The organism is Streptococcus oralis (genome assembly GCF_023109155.1).
In the GTDB taxonomy this organism is placed as follows: Bacteria; Bacillota; Bacilli; order Lactobacillales; family Streptococcaceae; genus Streptococcus; species Streptococcus oralis_BZ.
In genome coordinates this window covers 1-25,597 of record NZ_JALDUA010000002.1, presented here as the reverse complement: position 1 = coordinate 25,597, position 25,597 = coordinate 1, and the positions used below count along the sequence as shown (strand labels likewise).

24 protein-coding genes and 1 other annotated feature are annotated in these 25,597 nt (G+C 41.0%); of the genes, 2 read left to right on the top strand and 22 right to left on the bottom strand.

Translation table 11 applies throughout. From position 1 onward, the window contains the following. Positions 1–10 precede the first annotated feature (10 nt). The gene (locus M1F63_RS04110; RefSeq protein ID WP_247940787.1) at positions 11–295 is read left to right on the top strand and encodes a DUF3270 domain-containing protein; all 285 of its coding nucleotides are present in this window, start codon (positions 11–13) and stop codon (positions 293–295) included. Between the two features lie 64 nt (positions 296–359). On the opposite strand, the gene M1F63_RS04105 is transcribed toward M1F63_RS04110, so the two are convergent. From M1F63_RS04105 to M1F63_RS04005, 21 genes are all read right to left on the bottom strand, one after another. Next, the gene (locus tag M1F63_RS04105; protein ID WP_071850862.1) at positions 360–1,697 is read right to left on the bottom strand and encodes a sensor histidine kinase; all 1,338 of its coding nucleotides are present in this window, start codon (positions 1,695–1,697) and stop codon (positions 360–362) included. Continuing rightward, a complete protein-coding gene (ciaR, locus tag M1F63_RS04100) occupies positions 1,687–2,361 on the bottom strand; it encodes a two-component system response regulator CiaR (RefSeq protein WP_000590630.1) in 675 nt (224 codons plus the stop codon). Before ciaR ends, M1F63_RS04105 begins: the two co-directional genes overlap by 11 nt. A gap of 106 nt (positions 2,362–2,467) precedes the next feature. Further along, on the bottom strand, positions 2,468–5,014 hold the full coding sequence (locus M1F63_RS04095; protein ID WP_247940786.1) for a M1 family metallopeptidase: 2,547 nt from the start codon (positions 5,012–5,014) through the stop codon (positions 2,468–2,470). A gap of 120 nt (positions 5,015–5,134) precedes the next feature. Continuing rightward, a complete protein-coding gene (locus M1F63_RS04090) occupies positions 5,135–5,575 on the bottom strand; it encodes an ASCH domain-containing protein (RefSeq protein ID WP_247940785.1) in 441 nt (146 codons plus the stop codon). Next, positions 5,572–6,420 (bottom strand): putative PEP-binding protein, encoded by an 849-nt coding sequence (locus tag M1F63_RS04085; RefSeq protein WP_247941001.1) that lies wholly within the window; start codon positions 6,418–6,420, stop codon positions 5,572–5,574. The genes M1F63_RS04090 and M1F63_RS04085 overlap by 4 nt, the downstream gene beginning before the upstream one ends. After that, positions 6,398–6,898, bottom strand: a complete 501-nt coding sequence (locus tag M1F63_RS04080) for an NUDIX hydrolase (RefSeq protein ID WP_247940784.1) — start codon at positions 6,896–6,898, stop codon at positions 6,398–6,400. The genes M1F63_RS04085 and M1F63_RS04080 overlap by 23 nt, the downstream gene beginning before the upstream one ends. Before the next feature lie 10 nt (positions 6,899–6,908). Further along, the gene (locus M1F63_RS04075; protein ID WP_247940783.1) at positions 6,909–7,607 is read right to left on the bottom strand and encodes a 3-oxoacyl-ACP reductase; all 699 of its coding nucleotides are present in this window, start codon (positions 7,605–7,607) and stop codon (positions 6,909–6,911) included. After that, a complete protein-coding gene (locus M1F63_RS04070) occupies positions 7,600–7,836 on the bottom strand; it encodes a DUF2829 domain-containing protein (protein ID WP_000141913.1) in 237 nt (78 codons plus the stop codon). The genes M1F63_RS04075 and M1F63_RS04070 overlap by 8 nt, the downstream gene beginning before the upstream one ends. Before the next feature lie 91 nt (positions 7,837–7,927). Next, positions 7,928–8,947 (bottom strand): DNA/RNA non-specific endonuclease, encoded by a 1,020-nt coding sequence (locus M1F63_RS04065; protein ID WP_247931186.1) that lies wholly within the window; start codon positions 8,945–8,947, stop codon positions 7,928–7,930. Between the two features lie 167 nt (positions 8,948–9,114). Beyond that, the gene (locus tag M1F63_RS04060) at positions 9,115–11,367 is read right to left on the bottom strand and encodes a glucosaminidase domain-containing protein (protein WP_247940782.1); all 2,253 of its coding nucleotides are present in this window, start codon (positions 11,365–11,367) and stop codon (positions 9,115–9,117) included. A gap of 110 nt (positions 11,368–11,477) precedes the next feature. Then, positions 11,478–12,464 carry a dihydroorotate dehydrogenase gene (locus M1F63_RS04055; protein ID WP_220106963.1) on the bottom strand — a complete coding sequence of 329 codons (987 nt, stop codon included), beginning with the start codon at positions 12,462–12,464 and terminating at the stop codon, positions 11,478–11,480. Continuing rightward, positions 12,427–13,227: a dihydroorotate dehydrogenase electron transfer subunit gene (locus M1F63_RS04050; RefSeq protein WP_247940781.1), complete on the bottom strand. Its 801-nt coding sequence runs from the start codon at positions 13,225–13,227 to the stop codon at positions 12,427–12,429. The genes M1F63_RS04055 and M1F63_RS04050 overlap by 38 nt, the downstream gene beginning before the upstream one ends. Positions 13,228–13,474: 247 nt before the next feature. Next, positions 13,475–13,855, bottom strand: a complete 381-nt coding sequence (gloA, locus tag M1F63_RS04045) for a lactoylglutathione lyase (protein WP_061759792.1) — start codon at positions 13,853–13,855, stop codon at positions 13,475–13,477. 97 nt (positions 13,856–13,952) lie between these two features. Next, on the bottom strand, positions 13,953–16,724 hold the full coding sequence (locus M1F63_RS04040) for a J domain-containing protein (RefSeq protein WP_247940780.1): 2,772 nt from the start codon (positions 16,722–16,724) through the stop codon (positions 13,953–13,955). Positions 16,725–16,737: 13 nt separating this feature from the next. Then, positions 16,738–18,402 carry a molecular chaperone HscC gene (locus M1F63_RS04035; protein ID WP_247940779.1) on the bottom strand — a complete coding sequence of 555 codons (1,665 nt, stop codon included), beginning with the start codon at positions 18,400–18,402 and terminating at the stop codon, positions 16,738–16,740. Positions 18,403–18,577: 175 nt separating this feature from the next. Next, on the bottom strand, positions 18,578–18,937 hold the full coding sequence (rplT, locus tag M1F63_RS04030; protein ID WP_000124834.1) for a 50S ribosomal protein L20: 360 nt from the start codon (positions 18,935–18,937) through the stop codon (positions 18,578–18,580). Positions 18,938–18,988: 51 nt separating this feature from the next. Further along, positions 18,989–19,189, bottom strand: a complete 201-nt coding sequence (gene rpmI, locus M1F63_RS04025; protein WP_001125942.1) for a 50S ribosomal protein L35 — start codon at positions 19,187–19,189, stop codon at positions 18,989–18,991. A 32-nt stretch (positions 19,190–19,221) separates the two neighbouring features. Beyond that, positions 19,222–19,752 carry a translation initiation factor IF-3 gene (gene infC / locus M1F63_RS04020; protein ID WP_007521573.1) on the bottom strand — a complete coding sequence of 177 codons (531 nt, stop codon included), beginning with the start codon at positions 19,750–19,752 and terminating at the stop codon, positions 19,222–19,224. Positions 19,753–19,767: 15 nt separating this feature from the next. Further along, positions 19,768–19,899: a sequence feature (ribosomal protein L20 leader region), on the bottom strand. Positions 19,900–19,971: 72 nt separating this feature from the next. Beyond that, on the bottom strand, positions 19,972–22,212 hold the full coding sequence (locus tag M1F63_RS04015) for a DNA internalization-related competence protein ComEC/Rec2 (RefSeq protein WP_247940778.1): 2,241 nt from the start codon (positions 22,210–22,212) through the stop codon (positions 19,972–19,974). Continuing rightward, positions 22,196–22,846: a helix-hairpin-helix domain-containing protein gene (locus M1F63_RS04010; RefSeq protein WP_247940777.1), complete on the bottom strand. Its 651-nt coding sequence runs from the start codon at positions 22,844–22,846 to the stop codon at positions 22,196–22,198. The genes M1F63_RS04015 and M1F63_RS04010 overlap by 17 nt, the downstream gene beginning before the upstream one ends. Positions 22,847–22,912: 66 nt before the next feature. Further along, positions 22,913–23,482, bottom strand: a complete 570-nt coding sequence (locus tag M1F63_RS04005) for a GNAT family N-acetyltransferase (RefSeq protein ID WP_247940776.1) — start codon at positions 23,480–23,482, stop codon at positions 22,913–22,915. Between the two features lie 176 nt (positions 23,483–23,658). Between M1F63_RS04005 and ald the strand changes: the two genes are divergently transcribed. After that, positions 23,659–24,771 (top strand): alanine dehydrogenase, encoded by a 1,113-nt coding sequence (gene ald / locus M1F63_RS04000; RefSeq protein ID WP_247940775.1) that lies wholly within the window; start codon positions 23,659–23,661, stop codon positions 24,769–24,771. Between the two features lie 187 nt (positions 24,772–24,958). On the opposite strand, the gene M1F63_RS03995 is transcribed toward ald, so the two are convergent. Then, the coding region (locus tag M1F63_RS03995; protein ID WP_247940774.1) for a G5 domain-containing protein at positions 24,959–25,597 on the bottom strand (639 nt) is incomplete at its 5' end.

The window sequence follows — 25,597 nt, the reverse complement described above, 5'->3', positions numbered from 1 at the left end:
GGAGAGAATCATGTCCGCAAGAAAACTAGAAGCTTATGAGTTTGAACAAGCTCCCGAATCGAAACAAACTCCGCTTTACCAAGATTACACACCTGAAGCCCCAGTCGGCCCTAACCTAAAAGAGATTTTATTTTTTGTAAATATCGCTTGTTTCTGTATTTTTATGGCACTGTTTAGTTTTATCTTTTTAGCTATAAAATTTAATACAGCTTTATCCTTTATCGCTGCAATGGGTATTAGTTTCGCCCTTTTACAACTTCAACGAAAGATAATGAAACGAAAATTTTCAAAATAAAGGTTGGTACTACTACCAGCCTCTTTTCTAGTTATCAAAAAAGACAGTTATATAACTGTCTTTTTTATTTATTCTTACGTTTCGAAGGAGATTGAATAGCGATCTTAACTTCAAAAATTGTTCCTCTAGGTTTGTTATCTTTTACGCTAATCGTTCCTCGTAAGGCATCTACGATTTGCTTGGCTAAAGATAGTCCAAGACCAAAGCCACCTTTCTGACGGGTTCTCGCCTTGTCTACACGGTAAAATCGGTCAAAGATTTTCTTCTTGTCAGCAGCTGAGATTCCAATTCCATTATCCGTTACTGTAAGATAGAGGTGGCGATCTGTAGCATAGACTACAAACTCAATTTTCCCATCTTCTTCAGTATACTTGATAGCATTATCAAACAAGATGGTCATGAGCTGTTTTAGGAGCAACTGATCGGTCATGAATGGACGGTAAATTCGATTTTCATACTCAAAAACACGATCATTTTCATAAGCAATCAACTCATAGTTGGCAAAGGTTGTTTTGAAGAATTGTGGAGAAACTTCTGCTATCTCTGGTTTGATTCCATCATCGCGACGTGCAAGGTTGAGAAGATTGGTCGTGAGAAAGCGCATGTTGCGAACTTCTTCGAGGCTAGAAGCAATGCTTTCGCTAGATTCCATAATCGTTGCCTCTGGTTTTCGAAAGAGATTTTCTAAACGATTTTGTAAAACGGCCAAAGGTGTTCTCAGTTCGTGACTCGCATTTTCAACAAAGGACTTCTGCTTTTGCATACTTTCCAGCAAGGGTTTGACACTGACACGTGCCAGGTAAACACTGGCAATTAAAGATAGGAGCCAGAAACTAGCCATGACTACAACAATTAAATGCTCGTGGTTTTGGCTGATTTGCTCGAGCTGGCTGGTATTGATTAAAACCGCCGCATATTTGACATTGCTTGATACGGAGGAAGAATTGGTTTCCATCAAGATCATTCGGTAGGTTTCTTCCTGACCGTAGCTATTGACAACTTGGATTTGCCGAATATGATTCAACTCTTTTTTGTCTAGCTTGATCTTATCCAAGCCTAAAAAACGGTTCCCTAATAAGAGTTGGTTAAAATCCTTGTCAAAAAGTAAAACTTCTGTATTTGAGCTAACATTGGGTTTGATTTCAGCCTTGTTGGCATCCGCTGTTGCTGGTTGAATATCCTTGACCTCTTCAGTTGCCCGATTCAAGGCTAGCTGGATAACCGCTTGGGGACTGCTACTAAGGGCTTGGAGTTTTTCATCAACAGAAGTGTAGAGACTCGAGTGCATGACCTGGAGGATAATCAAGGTCATAGCAGAGAAGATCAGGGTGAACACTCCAAAGTTTCGAATGAAATAGCTGAAATCATCTGCATACCATGTTTTTTTTAGTTTATTGAACATCTTTTAAAATATACCCGACACTACGCAAGGTTTGAAGATTCTCAGCAAAGGCTGTTCCCTTCAATTTCTTACGAACTTTTGAGACATAGACTTCTACAACGGAAATCGTTGTATCGCTATCAAACCCCCATAGACGGTCAAAAATTTGCGTCTTGGGAAGAATAACATTTTGATTTTGAAGGAAGTAAACCAATAACTCAAACTCTTTTCCGAGTAGTTCCACAGGAGTATCTTCCACCTTCACTTCATTCGTTGAAAGGTTGACGACAATATCTCCATAGGTCAAGGTGTTTTCGTTAAACTTACCTGAACGTTTGAGAAGGGCTTGGATCCGCATTTTGAGTTCTTCTAGGTAGAAAGGCTTGGTGAGGTAGTCATCCGCTCCCAACTCAAAACCATGTCCCTTGTCATCCAAACTCTCTTTTGCAGTCATGATAAGGACTGGTGTCGTGATTCCTTTTTCACGCAATTCTTTCAGAACTTGGAAACCATTTTTTTCAGGCAACATCAGGTCAAGCAAAATCAAGTCATAGACGCCACTCTCAGCTTCGTAGAGACCTTCTTCTCCATCAAAAACCTGCATGACATCTGCAAAATCATCTAAAAAGTCAAATACTGAGTTTGACAGGCCTAGGTCATCTTCTACTAATAAGATTTTTATCATCAGAAACTCCTCCTTGTTATGATTATTATACCAAAATTGCCTTAAAAAAAACTCAACTCTCTCTCGTTTTCAGATAGAAAGTTGAGTTTTTGTTTACATAAACGAATTAAGCTTTAGCATATTGGGCTACAACAGCTTCAACTGCTGCTTTCTCACGCTTAATCAAGTCAACACGCGCTGCAATTTCCTTGATTCCCATACCAATATTACGGCTAAGAGCGAGGTCAGAGAGTTGGGGCTCAAAGAATTCCTTGTATTCCGCCAAGCGTTGCTCTGTCTTAAACACATGAGCAGGAAGGATAACAAAGCTATCAAAGCTCATGTCTCCACCAAGAGCCGCCTTGATCCAATCCCAGTTTTCACGCGCCCATACCCAAACAGTTTCCTGAGTTGTTTGATGAGCAAGGAACTGGTAATACCAAGCAGACAAGTCTTGTGGTTTGACCACAAATTTATCCTTCCATGAACGAATCAAGGTTTGGATATTGTCAGCATCTGTACTGTAGGCAAGAGCCGCTGACAGCTGACGTTTGAAGACCGCATCCGTCGCATGAGTGTAGAGGTCCAGATAAGTTGCGACCAAGTCCTTGGTCTCATGGTGTTTCATTTCATTGATGAGAACTTGAGCTCGGACGGCTGCAGGAAGTCCTGCAAGATTTTCCTTGTGAGCTGCAAAGATTTGGCTAGCGACTTGACTAGCTTCTGCATCATTTGAGCGAATCATCATAGAAACAGCCAACTGACGAACCAATTCATCCTCATCTGATTCTCCATCTTTGGCTTCAAAACCAAGACGGTCATAGTTATGACGAGCTAATTTTGCAACCAGACGGTTAAAGGCTTTCTCAGTTTCTGTTCCTTCATCGATAAAGCGCTCAAGGGCAGAAATCACTTGAGAAACAGCTGAAACCACCAGATAAGACTCTTCCTTAGCAAGTTTATCAAGGACTGGAAGCAAGTCTGCATAAGAAATGTGCCCTGCTTCAGCAAGCAGACGACGTTCTTGAACGACTTGTAGTTTGCTTGTGTTATCAAGTGTCTCTAGCTCAGCAAGAACAGCATCTAACAAGTCTCCTTGATAGTCTGTAATGTAGTGGGCAGTATTTTCAGTGTTGAGACGAAGTGCTCCTTTATTTTCAGCAAGAAGAGCGGCATAGCCAGGGATTTCGATACTTTCAGTTTCAAGTGTGTCTGGCAAACCTTTCCAGTTGCTGTTGAGTGGCACTACCCAGAGGCGGTTCTTGTCTTCATGCTCACCGATAAAGAATTGTTTTTGTGAAATCTTCAAGACATCATTTTCAACTTTGACAGTGAGAACTGGATAGCCAGGCTGTTCCAACCAAGAATCCATGAAGGCTGCGACATCACGTCCTGATGCCTGACCAAGGGCATTCCAAAGGTCACGACCGATGGTGTTGCTGTACTGGTGCTTTTCAAAGTAAGCATGCAAGCCTTTAGCAAAATCCGCATCACCGAGCCAGCGACGAAGCATGTGCATGAGACGGCTTCCTTTGGCATAGACGATAGCGCCATCAAAGAGCGTATTAATTTCATCTGGGTGTTTGACTTCGACGTGAACAGACTGCACGCCATCCGTCGCATCGCGTTTAAGCGCAGCTGGAACCCCACCTGTTTGGAAATCTTCAAAGATATTCCAACTTGGTTCGATGGCATCCACACAGACGTATTCCATCATGTTTGCGAAGCTTTCATTGAGCCAGAGGTCATCCCACCATTTCATAGTCACGAGGTTTCCAAACCATTGGTGAGCCAACTCATGCGCCACCACAAGAGCTACTTGTTGACGGCTAGCAAAGGTTGAGTTCTCATCCACAACCAAGTAAACTTCACGGTAGGTCACAAGACCCCAGTTTTCCATGGCACCAGCTGAGAAGTCAGGAAGGGCGATGTGAAGTGATTGAGGGATTGGATACTTAACTCCGTAGTAATCTTCGTAAAACTCGATTGAGCGAACAGCGATGTCTAATGAGAAATCAAGGTTAGATAGTGGGTGGGCTTTGGTTGAGTAGACACCTACGAGGGTACCATTTTTAGTTTTAGCGGTCACACCTTGCAAATCACCTGCTACAAAGGCCAACAAGTAAGAAGACATGCGAGGTGTTGTTTCAAACTTCCAGATGCCTGTTTCCTTACGGTTTTCCACATCAATTTCTGGCATGTTTGACAAGGCCACTTCACCTTCTGCTTGATCAAAACGAAGAGCGAGGTCAAAAGTAGCCTTGGCTTCAGGCTCATCCACACATGGGAAGGCTTCACGCGCAAAATGGCTCTCGAACTGGGTAGACAAGACTTCCTTCTTGACACCATCCACTGCGTAGTAAGAAGGGTAAATACCTGTCATGTTGTCTGTGATTTTTCCTGAAAAGGCGATGACCAATTCAACTTGACCAGCCTCAGCCAATTCGACATGAAGGGCTTCATTTTCATGATCAACTGTAAATGGACGAGCTTGACCCGCAACTTCTACAGAAGTGATTTCCAAGTCTTTTTGGTGAAGGGAAATACGGTCACTCTGTGCTTGACCAGTAATGGTCACCTTCCCAGAAAAGGTCTTGGTCTCACGACTCAAGTCTAAAAATAAATCATAATGTTCAGGAACAAATTGCGTAATAAAATGTTCAACTGCTTGCATAGTTTTCTCCTATTCTAAGTTTAAGAGTTTTACTCTTCTTCAAACAAACTTATTATATCATGTTTTGCTTTAGAAAAAAAGATTGGACGGTAATTTCCAAAACTTTCTTCCTTCTGCAGTCTAGAGTGGGTAGACCTTGCAAAATTCTTCTAAAACAACCTTGCTGTCAGGTGTAAAAGTTAGTCCTGCCTCTCTCAGCCACTCGGCGAAACAGTCCTCATGAACCTGACGCCAATAGGCTAGGGATTTGTCACCTTCCCCTTCCTTAAAGGCATGTTCAGCAGAAACTTGATTAAAGGATTCGACAGAAACCTTTGTAATTTCGACAATGCAGACAGCTCGATCTTGACTATCTAAAATGACATCGAAGGTCCCTTCTTGTGGAAGAGATTCATCCTCTATTGCATAGAGGTCGTAGGCCGAGGCAGTTGCTGTCTTTTCGCCTTTTAAAACCAAATCTGCCAAGAGATCTGCTTCCACTCCAAAAGCCCAGGCATCTATCTCATCTCCGATAGAGGGGTTAATTTGCTTATACGCATTCCACATTTCTTGCGTTGTCATGGGTTGCTCCTTTGTAATGTTTTACTTACTTCTTTTATACGTTTGAGGTGGTCTAGATGATCAATCTCTAAATCAAAAATCTCTGGAATAGAACTGTAGTGGATAATACACTTGATACCCATCTGATTCATTTTTTGTATGAAAGAAGTATTCAGATAGCCTGCTACAGCAAAGTCAATCTTTTTTATCCTTGCTTTATCCTGCATATCTCTTAGCATATCTAACATTATTGGACTTTCCATATCATGCCATTGACTGTTTCTCACAGTCGCAAAAACAAAAGAAGTCAAATCATTCATTCCAACTATAATCTTTGAAATACCCGTTTCTATTATTCTGTCCAAGTCAAAATAAGCTGACGGTAATTCAATCATTGTGCCGACTTTTCCAATAAAACCATGCTGACGTAATACTGTAATAGCTTGTTTTAATTGGTCGGCATCATTGACAAAAGGAAAAATAACAGACAGATTGGGATTGGTTTGATAAACTTCTGTAACGACATGTGCCTCAGCCTGAAATTCATTCGGACACGCCAGCAAACGCCTTATCCCTCTATATCCAAACAAGGGATGATTTTCATCAAAATGCTCTTTAGTCCCCTCTAAACAATTAGCTTCTGTATTTGTTAACTCTGAAAAACGATACCAAACCTCTTCATCTGAGTACAAGGAGCAAATGGTATCTAGATAATCTTTTACAAATTGCTGACAACTTACTAATAGGATGTTTTGATTAAGCTCTCTAAGTAAGTATTCTCCACGAATCATACCGACGTGGTGCAATAACTGAGGATAAACTTTTTCAACAATTTGTTCTCCACTAAGGACAAGTTGATTTTTCATCATTCACCTTCCAATTCATATACAAGGTCTTGTCCAACTCTGGAAATCCCAATAACTCTGCTTTGACCTTCAAGACTAATGGTGATGCATTTTCTGTAGTAATTTCTTCCAAATTCAACCAAAGTGCATTTGCTGAATCATTACTTCCATCAAGAACCTCCTGAGGAATTGAATTTTGGGAGTGTTCAAAATCGAGTACTATATCATAAAATGCCATGATATGGTGAACCATAAAATTTTTCAACTCTTCCCTGACGAAAACATCGTAGATTCGAGGATTTGAGTAGCTTCTAACAGTAAATCCTGTCTCTTCCATCACTTCTCTAATCAGAGTTTCCGTCAATCCTTCACCAAGTTGCTGACTACCACCAGGTAGATCATAACGATGTTGATAAGGGCCTCTCGTTTTTTCAATGCAGAGTAACTTCCCGTTTTCAAAGCAAACAGCGTAGACTCCAAAGTGTTTTTTGATTTCCATCCAACTCCTCCTACTTCAAAGACCAGCCACCATCTATTGTCAAGATTTGTCCTTGCATGGCAGATGCGTGACCGCTAGCTAAGAATAAGCTGACTTCTGCAATTTCACTTGGCTCAATCCAGCGTTTGATAGGTGTTTCACTGGCTACCCAGTCAGCTAATCCACCGGGTTCAAAGTCGGCAGCAGTCATAGCTGTCTTGACAGCACCTGGAGCAATCCCAAAGACCTGAATCCCAGCTTCAGCATAGTCTAGAGCCAACTGCTTGGTAAATCCAGCCAAGGCATGCTTAGAGGAAGTATAGGCGTGTCCACCACCTCCAGCTAGATTTGAAGCAATAGAACACATATTGATGATGATTCCCTTTTTACTTTCCAGCATTTGCGTCAAATAATGTCGTGTCATCTCAACTGGAGTCACGTAGTTGATTTCAAAAATCTCTTGAATTTCCTGGGCTAATTGTTCCAAAAGTGGTTTGTAATCATCCAAAACTCCTGCAGTATTGCACAAAACATCCACCTGAGGACACCAGTCAAAAATAGGCTCCAAGTCCAAGGTCAAATCCCTCTGTAAAAAGTGGAAATCACCATCTAAATCTGGCCCTTCTCCTTGATCCACACCATAAACTTGATAGCCATTCTCTAAAAAGAGGCGAGCTTGAGCTAGACCGATACCTGAACTCACTCCCGTAATCAATACGCGTCTAGTCATGCACTTCTACCCAATCCGTCGCCAAAACATCACAAGGTGTCGGACTCCACATGGAAAAACCTTCCCCTTCCCCAGACACGTTGATTAGGAAATAAGGCGTCACTTCAAGTGCAACGCCGTTTTGTTCAATGGTATCAAAAAGCTGCACATAGTTTTCAGCCCCTCCCCAACCAGTTCGTACATATTTTTTCTTGGCCTTTAATCCAGGCAGGATCTCTTCAAAAGTCATGTTGTTCTCCTTTAATGCTAAATTCTTAATTTAATTATAACAAAAAACCGTTTTCCAACGGCTTTTTGACTGTATATCTACTAAATTCTTCCTACCACTGTAATCCAGCTTCTCTAATTTCTTTCTTAGAAGCGAATTTACCATTTGGTCTGTGCCATCTTCCGTTTTTATCTCTAAAGTAGCCACCTGAATTAGTTGATTGCGAGTTTGATTCTTGGCTTTCTTCCTTCTCTTGTGCGGCTTGACGAGCTTTTTCCTGTTCTTCTTCTTTTGCTTTCTTTTCAGCTGCTTCTTTTTCTTCAGCCTCTTTCTTGGCTTTTTCCTCAGCTTCTTTTTTAGCTTTTTCTTCTTTGTTTTCAACTGTATTTTTAGCCGTACCATCCAAGTAATTGATTTCCGCATTAGCTGAAACATTGTCTAAAACGACATGCGTCACTGAATACTGATCAACCTTTTCTTTACTACCACCCAACTTGATCTCCAAGAGTTTGCCATTTTCATCAATTCCCACATACTGCAATTCAATTTGTCTCGGAATCAATTCATCTTTCTGATAGATTGGGGTCACCTTGTAGTCAAGATAGTAGTTCGGATGATTGGCCAACCAAGAGTCCAATCGATTCTCATAGTAAAGCATACTTTCTTGATTAGTATTATCTGTACCATAATAAGTTCCAGCATTTAGCCAGTTAGTCATTGGAACCAGATTCCTCTTTTCATCGTTTAATCCGCTAAACTGGTAGCCAATCAAATGACCACGATTCATCAACCAAGCCTTTTTAGAACCATCTCCATAGTAAAAATTATAGTTATGCCAACCAACCGGGTTATAACTTATCTTAGGCTCTCTCTTCTCAGTTGGCTCATCGCTGTCCTTAAGTTGAATATGAGCACCCGTTGCACGTGATTTAGAATCCAATTCCCCAAGTTCTAGCTGTTTCTCATTTTTAAAAGGCAAGAGTCCAGCTTCTTTAAACAACTTCTCATCAAACTTGATTTGCTTCTGTTCAATTTTTTCTTCTGGGACCTTTGATTCCGCCTTATGTCCAGAACAAGCAACTAATGTTGTGATTGAAAGCAAGGCAATTGAGAAGGATAGTAACTTTTTCATAAAATTCTCCTTTTTATATAATAATTAGATTAATATCTCCTATTACATTTTACTATCATTTTGTTAATTGTTCAAGAATAAAGAGACTGTTATTATACTATTTCTCCTCCAATGTTTAAAACAAAAACGATAACCACTTTTCAGTAGTTATCGTTGATTTCTTTTGATTAGTCTTTCCAACCAAGTTTGCTGTTGATGGTCATCATGATGCTGGCTATCTTCTCACCCCAGTACGGATCGGAAGCATAGCGAACATTCATTCCGGTTGCCTTGTTTCCAAGGTGGTCTCTACCATAGTCAATGTAATTTTCACGAATCCACTTGGCCGCTCCAAGAATTCCTTTGTCCACATTATCAAAGCTCTTGGCTGAGAGATATGGGCTAGTATCATAAGCAGCAATACCAAAGAAGTTGTTCTTATCTCTGGCAATTTGACTGCGCCCCCAAGCACTTTCAAGGGCACTATGTGCCATCAAGTAAAGGGCATTGACACCGTAGCGTTCCTCAGCTTCTTTGAAAGTCGCTCCTTTACCTGCAAGAGGACTATCCTGCAAGTTCATCAGCGAATACAGTTTATTCAACTCAGCTGCACTATAATTACTTGGTTCTCTCAAGTTTTTATAGAGGAAAGGATTTTTAATGGTAAAGCCATCGAAATGCTCACCATCAGTCGAGTAGTACTTCTTACCAATAACCATAGCAGATGTGTGTGGAGCTACTTTGATACTCGTGTATGGAGAGAGTTCATGGTAAAGGAATTTCCCATCACTAGTATAATGAGGGATAAACTCGCTTCCTTCATCTACTGCTGTCAAATCACTTTGATTCATATAGCCAGACAAGCCAGAAATCGAAACTGCAAGTCGGCCGCCTTTTCGCGTCGAGCTATCCAGTGAAACAATACTTCCTTGGTTAATGTAACTCAAGATTTCTCCAGATGCACTATAAACATAGGCTGTGATTGGTTTAACTTTGTAATATTTGGTTTTATCCGCAACATGCCATCTACCAGAAGCATCCAAGGTATGACCATCCACAGTCTCATTTCTTGCCATATAACCGCCTGATTTAAGGTAGTACCATGATTGGTCGGATGAATCGTAGATTAATTCTTTCTCAGCCATCTTTCCATTTGACTTGAGGTAGAACCAATTGTTCTTGTACCATACCCACTCACTCGTGGCCATATAACCACCAGATTTGAGATAGTAGTAACCATTATCCCAGATCCATTCTTTATTGGCATAATTTCCATCAGAGTTAATATAGAACCAAGAGTTATAATTCTTGTCAAAGAGCCACCCTTTGCCAGCTTTTGCTCCACTGCTCGTCACATAGCTACGGTCAATCCAAGTTTCTGTAGAAAGGTAGCCACCTGATTTGAAATGGTAATCCTTGCCTTTGATGGTTTGCCAACCTTTTTCAGCATAGTTCCCGTCAGCTTTCAAGTAAAACCAAGAGTTATAATTCTTGTCAAAGAGCCATTCCGATTTCAATTTAGCTCCACTTTTAGCAACATAGAAGCGGTCAATCCAACTTTCTGTAGAAAGATAGCCTCCTGATTTGAAATGGTAATCTTTTCCATCAATTGTTTGCCAGCCTTTTTCGGCATAGCTACCATCAGCTTTCAAGTAAAACCAAGCATCATAATTCTTATCAAAGAGCCATTCCGATTTCAATTTAGCTCCACTCTTCGCAACATAGAAGCGATCAATCCAACGTTCAGTAGAAAGATAACCGCCTGATTTAAAATGGTAGTCCTTCCCATCTATAGTTAACCACCCATTTTCAGCATAGGTACCGTCTTGTTGAAGGTAGAACCAACTGCTATAGTTGTCATCATAAATCCAAGTTTGTTTAACCTTATGACCATTTTCTGATATATAGTTCTTACCAAGCCAAGCATTTTTCAGCATTTTACCTTGTGAATTGATGTAGTACTGGTTCTCCCCTTGAGTGATCCACTCATCTTTGGCCATTTTCCCGTCTGCTTTAAGGTAATATTTTTCCTGACCTTGTTGAATCCATTCGTTTTGAGCTTTCTGACCATCAGACTTGAGATAATACCAGGATTCTTGTTCCTGATTAAATACCCACTGTTCCTTGGCTTTAGTACCACTTTCAGTCACATAGTACTGGCCAATCCACGTTTTTGTAGCTAATTTTCCAGCTTCGTTAAAATAGTAATCCTTACCACCAACTGTCAGCCAGCCGTTCTCTGCACGATTTCCATCAGCTGTTAAATAAAACCAGGCCTGTTGCGTTTGGTCATAGATCCATTGGTTGGTTGCTGGTTTCCTGTCTGCTTTGAGGTAGGTCTTTCCTTGCCAAGTTCCCTCTTCTGCTTTTGCTGTCTCCACTACAGTAAAAAAACACCCCAATAAGCCAGCACTTACTAGGGCCACTTTCCATCGTTTCATTTAAATGCTCCAATAACGTTTTCTAAACCCTATTGTAACATAGTTAACCGACGGAAATATTACAAATTGATGAAGATTCTATTTCTTGTTGACGATAAGGAGGACCTAGCTTATCTCAGACTTGCTTTGACTTCCTGACGGAGATCTTCCAAACTGCTAATGCCATATTTGTCCATGACTTTTGGTAGATGTTCGATGATATCAGGACAGGCATAAGGATTGGTAAAGTTGGCTGTTCCAACTCCGATAGCAGAGGCACCAGCCAGATACATTTCTAGCGCTGCTTCAGCAGAATCCACTCCCCCCATTCCAATGATGGGAAGGTCGGTTGTTTGAGCTACTTGTCGGATGAGTTTGAGGGCGACTGGAAAGACTGCTGGACCAGACATCCCACCTGTTCCATTGGCCAAGATTGGTTTTCTGGTTTTGAGGTCAAAGCGCATTCCAACTAGAGTATTAATCATGGTTAAGCCACTTGCTCCCGCATCTTCTGCAGCTTTTGCGACAGTAACGATATCGGTCACACTAGGGGTTAATTTGACATAAACTGGTACATCAGACGCTTCCACAGCTGCTTTCACCACATCATAAGCCAGATCTGGATCTTGACCAATCAAAAGTCCGTGATTACAGTGGTCAACATTGGGGCAAGAAATATTAAGTTCAATAGCCTTCACATTAGCTGCCTTGGAAATTCCACTAGAAACGGCAGCATACTCTTGTTTTGAAAAACCAGCAACATTGGCGATAATGGGAAGATTTGGATACTCTCTCTCCAGCCAAGGCAGTTTTTCAGCTAAAACAGCTTCTAAACCAGGATTTTGAAGGCCGATTGCATTGAGCATGCCAGCAGGTGTCTCTGCGACTCTTGGAGTTGGATTCCCAAAACGTGGTTCAAGTGTCGTCGCCTTGATCATAATGGAGCCTAAAAGGTCCAAATCATAGTACTTGGAATATTCCTGACCAAAACCAAAACAGCCTGATGCTGGTATGATAGGGTTTTTCAAGTCCAAGCCTGGTAGAGAAACTTGTAAGCGATTTGTAGTCATGACTTTCTCCTTATAATACAACTGTTCCTGTGCGGAAAACAGGACCATCTTCACAGACGCGTTGGCTGACGGTCTCACTATCTGGGACCTTTAGAACGCAGGCGTAGCAAGCCCCCATTCCACAAGCCATACGAGATTCCAGAGATAGATAGGCTCTTGGGTGGTCATAAAACCTTTGATTGATGTACTTCATCATTCCTGGAGCTCCACATGAGTAAACAGCATCAAATTGACTGTCTATGTCATTAATGACGACTGACACATTTCCCTTAATGCCATAAGAACCATCATTTGTCGTTACAAAAACCTGACCATATTGGGCCAATTCTGTTTCGAGAATAACAGCATCCTTGTTGGCAAAACCGAGGACTGTTACTAGTTTCACCCTACGCGCATGCAATTCCTTGGCCACCTCAAGCAAGGGCGGAACACCAATACCCCCACCAACGAGGAGAACTTGGCTCTGATTGTCTAAATCAGACAAGTCAAAACCATTTCCCTGAGGTCCCATCACATCAAGAGTATTTCCCTGTCTTAATGTTGAAAAAATAGCTGTCCCAGCTCCCTCAATACGATAAATGAGGTGACACTGCTTGTTTACCTTGTCAATAGACGAAATTGAAATAGGACGGCGCAAGAGATGGGCATCATCAGGCACGCGCAGATGAAGAAATTGGCCTGCTCGCATGGCTTCAACCATTTCCCCTTCTAGGACTAATTCAAAGATTGCTGGCGCAATTTCCTCTTGTGCGACCACCTTCATGGTTTCCAAACGAATGGCACCCAAACGCTTCTTACATGTGGGATTCATGACTTTTCCTCCTTAAATTTAAGGGGACCAGATAAAGAAAAGGCCTTGCTAATGCAAGGCCTCAGTTGGGTTAGGCTAGAACTCATGCGCACACTTAAAAAGTCTCCACAGAGAGTCCCCTTATCCCTTTTATCTGACACCTTGTGAGTCTCTCTGGACTCCCCTTAAAGGTTAAATTTGTATTAGTATACTCTTTCAAAGAAAAAAAGTCAAGCAGAAAACGAACATTCTACTTGACTTTACTGGATTATTTTTCACGAATGACTTCGACCTTGTAGCCGTCAGGGTCCTTGACAAAGTAATAGTTTGGTGCAGTCCCTGGAAGTCCATTAGGGGCTGTCACCTCATAGCCTTTAGCGCTATGTTCTTGATGTAGGGCCTCAAGGTCAGGTGTACTGAGGGCGATATGGGCAAAGCCATCTCCTACCACATAAGGACCGTGATCATAGTTATAAGTCAACTCCAACTCGTAGTCATCCCCCTCAAGTCCTAGATAGACAATGGTGAAAGCATGATCTGGAAAATCTCTGCGACGCAATTCTTTAAATCCAAAAGCATCTTGATAAAAAGCGATTGATTTTTCAAGGTTTTCTACTCGCAAGCAAGTGTGTAGCATTTTTGAAGCCATTTTCATTACCTCTTTCGTTTTAATAGTTCTATTATACCTTTATTCAGGAAAATTTACTAGAAACTTGAACTAGAGTCCTCTTCTCTACGCTTTCATTCTAAGCAGCACTTTTACGATTTTCCTTGCGTATATTTCGAATAAGGAAAAGCATGATAAGGACAAAGAGTCCCTCGAGGAAGTAGAAAGCAAATTCGCTATTCAAGATTAGTAAATCTCTGTTAAAATATTTGTTATCGAAAACTGAATTTGGTGCAAATAGGATCCGGAACAGTCTTCTTAGGAAAATAAAGATTTGCAATCCATAAATCATAAAGACCTTCTTTACACCAATCGTGAAACCTTGTTCCTTTGTAAAATAAGATAAGGCAATTCCATTTAACAAAAGGAGAACTGTTATGGTTAGAGTTTCATCTCGTAGAATATCTGGATCAAAGATGTCTAAACGGCTGTGAATGTAGGGCAACGTTTGAAAGAGTAAGATTCCCAAGATTGCTGGTATGAAAATTTTCTTCAGAGATGGTGGAAATCCAGGACTAAATCTTGTAAAAGACAAGCAAATCACAAGGATTGCAAAAATATGGAAGTAAGCTATGGCAACTCCTGAAATAGTCTGGCTTTGATTTACCAAAGCAGAAAGAAAGCCAGCAGAAAGAAAGATACCGATAGGAATCAGCTTATCCAAAGAATAATCCCATTTCAGCCCCTGACTCACTTGGAAACCATCGATGAAGCTGAAAAATGTAATGAACATAAGGGCACCAATGAGACCAAATGGTAAGAATGGAGTGACGAGGAGCAATAACAAGATGAATAGGAACCATGGATGAGGACTGTAGTAGAATTTTCGTTTTGAACCCCTAGCTGTCACTCCTTCCTCAATCTGTGTTTGCCTTAATTTTAGCATATAGACGTAAAAGAGAGAAAACATACCAGCATGGACCCATAAATTATCAATAGGTTGCTCTAGAACACTGAGTATCAAACTCACAATCGAAAATAGACCAAAGACAAACTGAAGAAACTTATTTTTAAAGACTTGTCTTTTTTTCCAATCCAAATAAGAGAGCTTGGCCTTTGGATGACTAAGTTCATAAGCATAAACTGTCATCTCTTCTAGTTTCTGGTCTGTCTCCTCCGTCATCATTTGGGGAGCCATTTTAGAAGTAGGAAAAGGAGATAAAACATATCTCAGGAGCTCGCCGTCTGTAAACCGATGGTACTCCTTATAGATCTGTTGAAGTAAAATCGTTAGAATACGTGGTCTTCCTTTAAAGTAGCTTCTCCACTTCTCCCAATCATTGATATCTTCATCGCTCTTAGTAAGCTTATCTATATAAAGATAACCTTCATTGTACCAGTAATCAAAATTTTCTTTTTTGTTAAGTGCATACTCCTCTACCACTGAAGGATAGGAATGGATACTCTTCCAGAAATGAAGTTTTTTCAGGTAAGGATTTGATTCCTCATCACTGTAACGCTCCACAAATTGGAGAACGAGAGCTAACACTTTCGCATTGGTTAAAGGATAGACGTCCACCTTTTCTAACAAATCAAGTAGGAGCGTGTGATCTTTGACTGATTCAAAAAGATATTGCCAATCACGTAACAGTTTATATTCGTCTTGATATGGACTATAGAGTAAAAGATATAGTTTTTCCTCAACCTCCGATGGATTTAGCAAATTATAAGAATGGATATCGAATGGTTCTTCTGAATCTGCTTGTAATTCCTCAAAGTAAGCTAGAAGTTCATCATAGGCTTTTTGTTCCTCTTCTCCAACCTCTGGTTTAATCTTCTCCAAGATATAAGCCAAAACTGGAATGCAAGTAATCATTTGTTTACTGTTATTCAAGAGAAAAAGGACAGTACTAGGAGAAAATGATTGACTGAAAAATTTTATCCAAGTTCCAATCTGATTAGCTCTTTGGGAATCTTCAAGGATTGCTTGACATAAACGATAAGAAGCATACAAATTCGAAATTTCTTTTTTTGCATCTTCAAGAGACTCTCCATTTTTGTAGGCGGTAGCTCTTTTAACCTTCCAATGCTTCAGTTTATAGTAATAGCCCCAGTATCGGAAGTCAGGTATATAGTCTTCCAGCAAGGGAATGAGGATAGAAAATTGCTCCGGTTTATTAAAAATATAAACATCCATTTCCTCTAAAACGGATTGAACAATGTCCATATCATACTGATACTGATGAAAGAACTGACGCCATAGATGCTCTTGTTCTTCTGGACTGTAATCATCATTTTTAACAATACTTTCAATCGCATTTCGAATCAAATAGGCTGCTTCATTATAACTACTAAAGTCAAGAGTAGACCTTGTTGTTTCTTCTTGCCCATGGTTCTCTTCGTCACCAAACGTTTCAAAATTGAGGGTATTCGTAGCTCTTTCTTCAGAATCTCCATTTAGCTGAACTTCCTCATCATAGTCACTAAAGTCAAGGGTGGATTTTTGCTCATCCTCTTCCGATTTAAAGGTTTCAAAGTTAAAAGAATCGCGGGTTTTATCAGTCGATTGCTGATAATCACTGAAATCAAGACTAGATCTTTCAGATTCTTCGTTCTCAATCTTCGTTTCTTCAGTCAAGGTTTCAAAGTTGAGACTAGACTTAGGCTTTCCATTTTCCTCTTCTTCAAGTTCAGTAGCTTCTTGAGAGTCACTCGCTTTTCTTAGACTATTTTCTGGTCTTGTGTTTCTAGATCTCGCATAAGTCAAGGCTTTTTGATAAGCTTCAACAATTTCTTGGTAAATTTCTGGTTGGTCTTCTGGGTGATAGAGCCGAACCAGTTCAGCATAACGCCTTCTAATAAGCTTGACGTCAGTCGTTGGCTCTATCCCTAAAGTTTCCCATATATTCATAAGGTATCCTCTTTTATAGTCCTCGCTCTAGGAAGTCTAGATAGTTTGAAAATGATTGATAGAGTTTTGGCAAATGATACACAGATGCTTGACTGACCTCTTCTTCAAATCGTCTAGTTTCAGCCATTAGCTCATCTCTTCTTCTCCCCAAGAGCATACTGTACACGCGATTCGCTTTTTCAATCAAGAAACGATAAACCTCTGTTTCTTGAGCATTAATCTTATAGCGAGTCAACTCTGCTTGCTTAGCCTTGATTTCCTTTTCTGTCAGAGTAACACTATCTTGGAGAATAACATGACTAAAGACTTCCTGTGTGGAATCAATTTTCACTTCGACATCCAAAATTCCATTTAAATCATAGGTAAATCGAACTGTGAAACTTTCATTTACTCTAGTATTCACAGGGACGGGAACTTCTAATTCTCCTAGAAACAGGTTTTGTGATGCCTTCATCATCTCACCTTGATAGACCTTTATCTTGACTTGGCTCTGTCCCAATTCAGCCGTATAGTACTGCTCGATGCGTGAAGCAGGGAGGGTAGAATTTCGCTCAATAATCGGCGAAAAGCGGTCGCCAATTATCTCAATCCCTAGTGTAAAAGGACAAATATCAGACAGTAATAAATCTCGTATCTCACCTTGCCGCTCTTTTATTCCTGCTAAAAGGGCACAACCTCTCGCAATCATCCGATCGGGATCATCCGAAACCTGCACCACTTGATTGATACAGTAGGATAAAAAATCCTGAACCAAGCGGAGTTTCGAAGTTCCCCCAACAAGAACAAAGTTATCTGGTGATACATAGCTATAGCGCGCATCCATCAAGGCACGGTCCAAAACGGCCTTAACACGGGCTAGCAGAGGTTGACAAAGCTCATAAAAACGCTGGTAGCTCAAGTCTAAAGTGTATTCCTGTTCTTGGTCCAGAACTGTCATCTTCACTTCTTCTTTCTCATTGAGTTCTAGTTTAGTCTTTTCAGCCTGTACCAGAATTTTGCCATAAAATTCACGGGAAATCGTATCCTTGGTTAATTGATTGGAGACTAAAAATTCCTCAGCAATCGCTGCAGTAAAATCCTCTCCTCCCAAACGATTGTCCCCTGCAATCGACACGATTTCGACAATATTATCAAACAACTCAACAACTGAGATATCTAGCGTACCCCCACCAAAATCGACTACAATAAAAGATTGATCTTCTTGGTTTACCATAGATCTTTTAGCAAGAGCCGCTGCGGAAGGTTCATTGATAATCCGATCAATCTGAACGCCTGCAAATTTCCCTGCTAGTTTAGTCGCATAGCGTTGAGCATCATTGAAATAGGCTGGAACACTAACAATCACTTCCTCGACCTTTTCTCCAAGATAGGTCTCTGCATCGTCTACCAACTTTCGAATGATAAAAGAGCTTAATTCTTCAGCCTTATATGCTCGATTTCCTAGTGTCAACTCATGCTTGGTCCCCATAAAACGCTTGAACTGTGAAACCGTCTTGTCTGGGTGAGTCACCAAGCGTTCCTTGGCAATTTTTCCAACTATGATTTCATCATTGTCATCCAAAGCCACAACAGAAGGAGTCAAATATTCACCAAAAGCATTGGGAATCAGCTTGACCTGGCCATCCTGGTATACCCCTACTAAAGAATTAGTCGTTCCTAAATCAATACCTACTATCATTTTCTTGTAACTCCAAATCTTTTTTAGATATTCCTATTATACAGGAAATATCCTATTTTCTTTGAAAAAATCTGTCACTTACTCTTTAAAATCGAAAATCGTTTAAGGAAAATAAAAAAGTTTCACCCTGCTCTTGCGGTAAAAACCACGAGAGTAAGAATGAAACAGTTTGTCATTATTTACCAAGTTTTGCTTTAGCTGCATCTGCAAGAGCTGTGAAAGCTGCTGCATCGTTAACAGCCAAGTCAGCAAGCATTTTACGGTTAACTTCGATTTCAGCCAATTTCAAACCATGCATCAATTGTGAGTATGAAAGTCCGTTCATACGAGCTGCCGCGTTGATACGAGTGATCCACAATTTGCGGAAGTCACGTTTTTTCTGACGACGGTCACGGTATGCATAGTAGTAAGAGTTCATTACTTGTTCTTTTGCAGTACGGAACAAGATGTGTTTAGCTCCATAGTAACCTTTTGCTAATTTAAGAATACGTTTACGACGTTTGCGTGATACAACGCCACCTTTAACACGTGCCATGTTTTATTTCCTCCAAATATTTCCTAGAATTGTTTACTTACTGTCAGGCTATTATTTCAAGCGAGTAAGCATTGCTTTGATACGTTTGAAATCTCCTGAATGCACCATAGATGCTTTACGAAGATGACGACGTTGTTTCTTAGTTTTTCCGTGGAAACGGTGAGAAGTGTAAGCACGGAAACGTTTAAGTCCACCAGAACCTGTACGTTTGAAACGTTTAGCTGATGCGCGGTGTGTTTTTTGTTTTGGCATGATTTTTTCTCCTTTATTTAACTTTCTGACAATTATTTTTTGTCAGTTGCTGGCGCCAACTGCATGAACATTTGGCGTCCATCCATCTTAGCTCGTTGTTCGATGATCGCAATATCTTGTGTTGCTTCAGCAAACTCGGCTAAAACTTTTGCACCAATCTCTTTATGGGTGATCATACGCCCTTTAAAGCGAATGGATACCTTAACTTTGTTCCCTTTTTCAAGGAACTTGCGAGCATTGCGAAGTTTCGTTTCGAAATCACCCTTATCGATAACTGGGCTCAAACGAACTTCTTTCACGGTCACAACGCTTTGTTTTTTGCGTTGCTCTTTTTGTTTCTTCTGGTACTCAAATTTGAACTTACCGTAGTCCATAATTTTAGCAACAGGCGGTTTTGCTTGGGGTTGAATCAATACCAAGTCAACATTTGCACTATCAGCCAATGCTTGCGCTTCGCTGAGTGGCTTGATGCCTAGCTGTTCTCCCTCAAGACCGATCAAGCGAACTTCACGTACACGAATTTCATCATTGATGAATAAGTCTTGCTTTGCTATGGTTTTCACCTCTTTTTTATTATTAGAGAAAAACAAGAGCGGGCTCGTAATGATACAAGCCCGCACGTTATGATAGCGTTTCTTAGAAACTTTTCATCCGTAGGGCCAGGCAACTTGATGTCACAAGGCGAGAAGCTCTCACTTCTGCTTTTCTCAACTTTTATATGATACCAAGTTTTCTATCCCTTGTCAAGATAAAAAGTCAATTTTTCGAAAAGTTTGTCTATTTTATCGAACCGTTTCAATTCGCCAACTATTCCATCCTTTAAAGCGAATAGCCCCTTGCTGGTCAGTTCGGTAAATCTTACTCTTGATGACTTCCAGTCGTGACAGGGTTTCCTGATGGGGGAGTTTGGCACGATTGTTCTTACCTACTGAAATGAGAGTGATTTGAGGTTTGAGTTTCTCTAGAAAAGCAGGACTCGATGAGGTCTTGGCACCATGCTGGCCAACTTTCAAGACATCCACCTCTAAGGTAGGGTATTGCTTTAGAAGATCCTTCTCTCCCTTCTCCTTCAAGTTTCCAGTAAAGAGAAAGTGCTTATCCAAAAGTTTCCCATAAAGAAGGAGAGAATCATCATAACTTCCATCTCCCATATTCCTTGGAGATAGGACTTCTAAGTAACTGCCAAAAATCGGTAAACTCTCCCCTGCAGCCACACTGCGTACCTTGGTTTGAGTCGCTTGTAGTTCTGCTACAAATTCTTTCTGTGTCAAACTTCCTTTTGATACTAAAATCTCCCCGACACGGAAAGCCTTGGTTACCTCCAGCAAATCTCCAACATGTTCCTTCTCTATGTTTGTCAAGATCAGCTGGTCAATCTTGTCTACTCCGCGACTTTTAAGATAGGGAATCAAGGTTCGCTGGGCATTGCTGGTCGCCGACTTTTCTTGCCAATCCTCAACTTTCTTATCAGGCTCTGCCTTTCCGCCCACATCTATGAGAATAGTTTTACCAGTCATATCACGTAGAAAAATGCTTTCTCCCTGTCCTACATCCAGCATGGTGATTTCATTTTCCAGCGGGTGTTTGGTTAAGAAAAAGAGCCCCACAATAAAGAGACTGAATCCTGCTAGTCTTTTGATGTTTTTCCTCATGTCATAGACCAAGGCCAATGAAACTAAGAGGAGAATCAAAAGCCATGCGTTTGGTTGCCCAAAGATCAAGGGCCTACTTGCCATCTGCGAAATCAAGCGAATGATGCCCTCCAACCATTCAAAGACAAGGTTAAGCTGGGTGATTGGGTAAACAAAAGACAGAATGAATAAGATAGACAAAAGTGGTAAGAAAACCAAGTCAAAAAGAAAGGAAAAGACAAATGTTAAAATAATTGACCAAGGCTGAAATTCTGCAAAATAGAAGGATAGAATGGGCAATATTCCCAAGGAAATGACTAGACTTTCTCTGGCAACAGCCCTGAGCCCATCGCCTTCTTTGCTAGTCATAGTCAAGATAAAAGCATAAGCGCAGGACAAGACCCCTCCAGCTGTCAAGAAAAAGTTGGGCATGATGATAAAGAGGACAAGGATCGTCAAGGCAAAATTATCCAAATCCTTAACACCATGTTGGGCCAGTAACTTTTGCAAGAGACTGCGAATAACAGATGCTGAAAATCCTGTCAGACCTGCATAGATTAGGGAAAAGGGATAGGTCAGCCACTTCAACTTTTCTTGGGTCAAGCCCAATCGTAAGAGGAGTTTCTTAAAGGCATCCATAAAGAAGCCCACCTGCATACCAGATAAGGCAAAAAGGTGAATAATTCCAAGACTGGAATAAAGCTCATTCATCTCCTCAAAGTCCGTGTCCAAATGTCCCAGCAAGAGCCCCGTCATATAATTGCGCATAGGATCTGGAAAGTGCATCTTGATCCAAACTACAGCCTTTCGACGTAAACTAGACAGATTTTCTCCTATATCCCAACTGCTAACCTGTTTCATTGACTGGATACTCTTGATAGTCAAAGTTTGGTAAATTCCTTGAGTCTTCAGATAGGCTTGGTAGTTAAAGCCACCAAAATTCCTCTGCCCTTCGGGTTCCGAAAGTTTTCCTTCTAGTTCAATCTCATGAAGGTCTGTTAAGGTCTGAAAGAGCTCTTTCTCTTCCTCGGACTGGAGTTTATAGTAAACTTGGAAGGTGTGACCCTCAGCCTTGCCCCGAAAGGACAGACTATCCCCATTGACTTTGATGGTATCTGGTAAAATCCTCACCTTTTCAACATAGCCAACCAAGTCTTGACTCACTTGTGTCTGTTGCCAGTTTTGAAACAGAAACCAAAATCCAAAAACTCCACAAATCGCTAGAACTTTTCCAGCCGGTTTCCAAGGAAATTGGAAAAAGAGACAGACAAGCAAAAACACAAAACCTAGCAGTGCGAGATAGGCCACTCCAAAAATGGCATAGTAAAGCCAGAGCAACAGAAAACTCAGATAGATTAGGGGGATAGGGAAATTCTTAATCCACTGTGACATAATCTTTTAGCTTTTCTATCGTTTTGGCACCAATGCCAGAGACTTTCTTTAATTCATCTACCGACTTGAATTTGCCATTTGCCTCACGATGGTCGATAATATCCTGCGCTCGTTTTCCTCCCAAGCCTTTGACCTGCTTGAGTTCTTCCAGACTAGCTTTATTGAGGTTGACCTTCTTATCTTTACTTGTCGAAGGAGACGTTCCAGAGGTAGCCTGCTGACTAGCTGCTTCTTCTCCCTTAGTTGGAACATAGACAAGAGCCTCGTCACTGATTTTCTGAGCGAGATTGAGCGACTTGCTATCTGCCTCATCTGTCAAGCCACCTGCCTTCTGAACAGCATCATGAACCCGACTCCCTACTGGCAAATCATAAATCCCTGGCGATTTAACAGCCCCCTTAACATCTACTGTGATTAGATCTTGTTCAGGAGATTCTTCCTTTTCTTCCTTCTTGATTTCCTTTTCAGATGATGAATCCTTTGAAACAGCTGCAACTTCAGCCTGCAAATTTGTTTCTGTGACGGGTTTTTGTGTAGATGGCTTTAGCAGGAAAAATCCGCCCAAGGCCAAACCCAAACCAGCACAAATGACAATGATTTTATACTCTTTGATTTTCTCGATAATTGCTTCCATATTTTCTCCTCTCTTAAGTTATTCGCAAGAGAAATAAAAAACAGTCGAAAATTTCTTTTCAACTGCTTATTTATTTGCAAAATAGTCTTCCTTAGTCAAGACATAATGAACTCTTGTGATAATTCGACCTGGTTCCTTGTTATCCATTCTGGCATAGGGTTCTTCGTGGGAAAAACACATACCTGATTTCTCCATGACCTTTCCTGATGCGGGATTGTCTTTATCGTGAAGAGCAATCAACTTGTTCATTCCAATCTTCTCAAAAGCCAGCTCAATCACGGAACGATTGGCTTCTGTCGTCAATCCTTGATTCCAATATTTTTTATTGATAATGTAGCCAATGGCTGCCTTCTTAAGAACAGGATCGATCTTGTGCAAGTCAATGGTACCAATAAACTGACCATTGCTTTTTAGTTCGATTCCCCACCGTCCCAAGGGACTAGCCAAGTAAAACTGAGCGATGTTGTTCTTGGTTTCTTCTAAGCTTTGATTTGTTGGAAAAGTGTAGCGTGTATTTTCTCTGTCTGAGGCATACTCAAACATAGCTTCTGCATCGTCCAAGGTTACAGGTCGGAGCAATAAACGCTCCGTTTCTATAGTTGGATACTGGGCAAATTTCACAAATATTGATTCCATACTTTTCCCTCCATTAGAGCTCGATTCTCACTAGTCTAGCATAAATAAATTTTGATGACAAGTTTTTCTTGATTTTTGAAGCGGTTTCATATACAATAAAACCATCACATTTTTGATTTATGAACTGAAATGTGACAACTAAAACAAGACCGTCAATTGAAAGGTAGGTTATCTCTATGTTAATCGGAATCCCAAAAGAAATTAAAAATAACGAAAACCGTGTTGCCCTCACTCCTGCTGGCGTCCATAGTTTAATCAGTCGTGGACATCGTGTTCTCATCGAAACAAATGCTGGTCTCGGTTCAGGATTTACTGATGCAGACTATCAAAAGCAAGGAGCTGAGATTGTCGCAACTGCTGCTGAAGCCTGGGCTGCCGAGTTGGTCGTGAAAGTAAAAGAACCACTAGCTTCTGAATATGGTTATTTGCGCGACGATCTTCTCCTCTTCACCTACTTGCACATGGCCGCTGCTCCAGAATTAGCAGGTGCTATGTTAGCAGCCAAAACAACAGGAATTGCCTATGAAACTGTTTGTGACAATCAAGGACAACTACCACTCCTCGTTCCTATGAGTGAGGTTGCAGGTCGTATGGCTGTTCAAATCGGAGCTCACTTCCTTACTAAGCAAGCTGGTGGTTCTGGTGTCCTACTAGGTGGTGTACCAGGTGTTCCAAAAGGAAAAGTAACCATCATCGGTGGTGGTGTCGTCGGTACACATGCTGCCCGCATCGCCCTTGGTCTTGGTGCTCAAGTGACTATTTTAGATATCAGTGCGAAGCGTCTCTCAGTTCTAGAAGAAGTCTTTGGAAACCAAATCCAAACTCTTATGTCTAATTCATTCAACATCGAAGCAAGTGTGAGAGATGCTGATGTGGTGATTGGTGCAGTTCTCATCCCTGGTGCCAAAGCACCGAAATTGGTGACAGATGAGATGGTCAAACAAATGCGTCCAGGCTCTGTCATTGTTGACGTTGCCGTTGACCAAGGTGGCGTTATCGAGACAGCCGACCGTGTGACAACGCACGATGAACCTGTCTATGAAAAATACGGTGTTCTCCACTATGCCGTTGCCAATATCCCTGGTGCGGTTGCCCGTACTTCTACTATCGCCCTAACCAATGTCACTCTTCCTTATATCGAAGCTCTGGCTGGCAAAGGATTCGCACAAGCAATTGCTGAAGATGAAGACTTGCGTCAAGGTGTTACTACTTATCAAGGTTACTTGACCAGCCTCCCAGTTGCCCAAGGCTTGGGTAGAGATTTTACTTCTATCAATGAACTAGTTTAAAATTGGTTAACCATTCTTTCAAGCTAGAATAGACTCATACTACTCTACAAATTCCATAACAAGATATTGTTTCTAACAACTTATCCATAGTAATTCGTTTTAATTTATAAAGAAAGAACCCAAGAATAAATTCTGGGTTCTTTTTAGTATTTCTGGTACAAAAGATGCTTTTGTACATTAGAGAGCCTTAGTCTTTCTTACGAACGACAAAGCCGACTAGACCGGCGATAAATAAACCAATCATTGAAAGAAGACTGGTAGAAGCTGTACCTGTGCTTGGTAGCACTTTCTTATCTTGGCTTGCAGTTTCTTCTTTCTTAGTGTTTTCAGCTCGGTTCCCTGTTGTTGCAGTATCTTTCTTAGTTCCAACTTCGACAATCTCATCTACTGCTGGAGTAGTGATTGTGTTTGATTTCTCAACACGACCTGTTTCAACGCCATCTGTGTAAGTCACTGTATAAACAATGGTGCGAACACCCTTCTTACCAGCAACTTTCACTTGACGTCTTCCTTCTGGAAGGTCTGCGTTCTGCACTTCTTTGACTTGGAAGGCAACATCTTCTGTCTTGGTCTCTTCCTTAGTCGTTACAACTGCTGCTTTCTTAGTTCCAACTTCAACAATCTCATCTACTGCTGGAGTGGTGATTGTGTTTGATTTCACTTCGCGACCTGTTTCAACGCCGTCTGTGTAAGTCACTGTATAAACAATGGTGCGGACACCCTTCTTACCAGCAGCTTTCACTTGACGACTTCCTTCTGGAAGGTCTGCGTTCTGCACTTCTTTGACTTGGAAGGCAACATCTTCTGTCTTGGTCTCTTCCTTAGT

Excerpts from the sequence above, each read along its gene's own strand:
- M1F63_RS04050 (WP_247940781.1), bottom strand. The coding sequence starts at position 13,227 with ATGAATCCCACATGTAAGAAGCGTTTGGGTGCCATTCGTTTGGAAACC.
- M1F63_RS04005 (WP_247940776.1), bottom strand. The coding sequence starts at position 23,482 with ATGGAATCAATATTTGTGAAATTTGCCCAGTATCCAACTATAGAAACG.
- M1F63_RS04065 (WP_247931186.1), bottom strand. The coding sequence starts at position 8,947 with ATGAAAAAGTTACTATCCTTCTCAATTGCCTTGCTTTCAATCACAACA.
- M1F63_RS04070 (WP_000141913.1), bottom strand. The coding sequence starts at position 7,836 with ATGACTTTTGAAGAGATCCTGCCTGGATTAAAGGCCAAGAAAAAATAT.
- M1F63_RS04105 (WP_071850862.1), bottom strand. The coding sequence starts at position 1,697 with ATGTTCAATAAACTAAAAAAAACATGGTATGCAGATGATTTCAGCTAT.
- M1F63_RS04080 (WP_247940784.1), bottom strand. The coding sequence starts at position 6,898 with ATGGAAATCAAAAAACACTTTGGAGTCTACGCTGTTTGCTTTGAAAAC.
- M1F63_RS04015 (WP_247940778.1), bottom strand. The coding sequence starts at position 22,212 with ATGTCACAGTGGATTAAGAATTTCCCTATCCCCCTAATCTATCTGAGT.
- rpmI (WP_001125942.1), bottom strand. The coding sequence starts at position 19,189 with ATGCCAAAACAAAAAACACACCGCGCATCAGCTAAACGTTTCAAACGT.
- M1F63_RS04075 (WP_247940783.1), bottom strand. The coding sequence starts at position 7,607 with ATGACTAGACGCGTATTGATTACGGGAGTGAGTTCAGGTATCGGTCTA.
- M1F63_RS04055 (WP_220106963.1), bottom strand. The coding sequence starts at position 12,464 with ATGGTCCTGTTTTCCGCACAGGAACAGTTGTATTATAAGGAGAAAGTC.
- M1F63_RS04010 (WP_247940777.1), bottom strand. The coding sequence starts at position 22,846 with ATGGAAGCAATTATCGAGAAAATCAAAGAGTATAAAATCATTGTCATT.
- rplT (WP_000124834.1), bottom strand. The coding sequence starts at position 18,937 with ATGGCACGTGTTAAAGGTGGCGTTGTATCACGCAAACGTCGTAAACGT.
- M1F63_RS04090 (WP_247940785.1), bottom strand. The coding sequence starts at position 5,575 with ATGACAACGCAAGAAATGTGGAATGCGTATAAGCAAATTAACCCCTCT.
- M1F63_RS04085 (WP_247941001.1), bottom strand. The coding sequence starts at position 6,420 with ATGAAAAATCAACTTGTCCTTAGTGGAGAACAAATTGTTGAAAAAGTT.
- M1F63_RS04035 (WP_247940779.1), bottom strand. The coding sequence starts at position 18,402 with ATGATAGTAGGTATTGATTTAGGAACGACTAATTCTTTAGTAGGGGTA.
- gloA (WP_061759792.1), bottom strand. The coding sequence starts at position 13,855 with ATGGCTTCAAAAATGCTACACACTTGCTTGCGAGTAGAAAACCTTGAA.
- M1F63_RS04060 (WP_247940782.1), bottom strand. The coding sequence starts at position 11,367 with ATGAAACGATGGAAAGTGGCCCTAGTAAGTGCTGGCTTATTGGGGTGT.
- M1F63_RS04095 (WP_247940786.1), bottom strand. The coding sequence starts at position 5,014 with ATGCAAGCAGTTGAACATTTTATTACGCAATTTGTTCCTGAACATTAT.
- ciaR (WP_000590630.1), bottom strand. The coding sequence starts at position 2,361 with ATGATAAAAATCTTATTAGTAGAAGATGACCTAGGCCTGTCAAACTCA.
- M1F63_RS04110 (WP_247940787.1), top strand. The coding sequence starts at position 11 with ATGTCCGCAAGAAAACTAGAAGCTTATGAGTTTGAACAAGCTCCCGAA.
- ald (WP_247940775.1), top strand. The coding sequence starts at position 23,659 with ATGTTAATCGGAATCCCAAAAGAAATTAAAAATAACGAAAACCGTGTT.
- M1F63_RS04040 (WP_247940780.1), bottom strand. The coding sequence starts at position 16,724 with ATGAATATATGGGAAACTTTAGGGATAGAGCCAACGACTGACGTCAAG.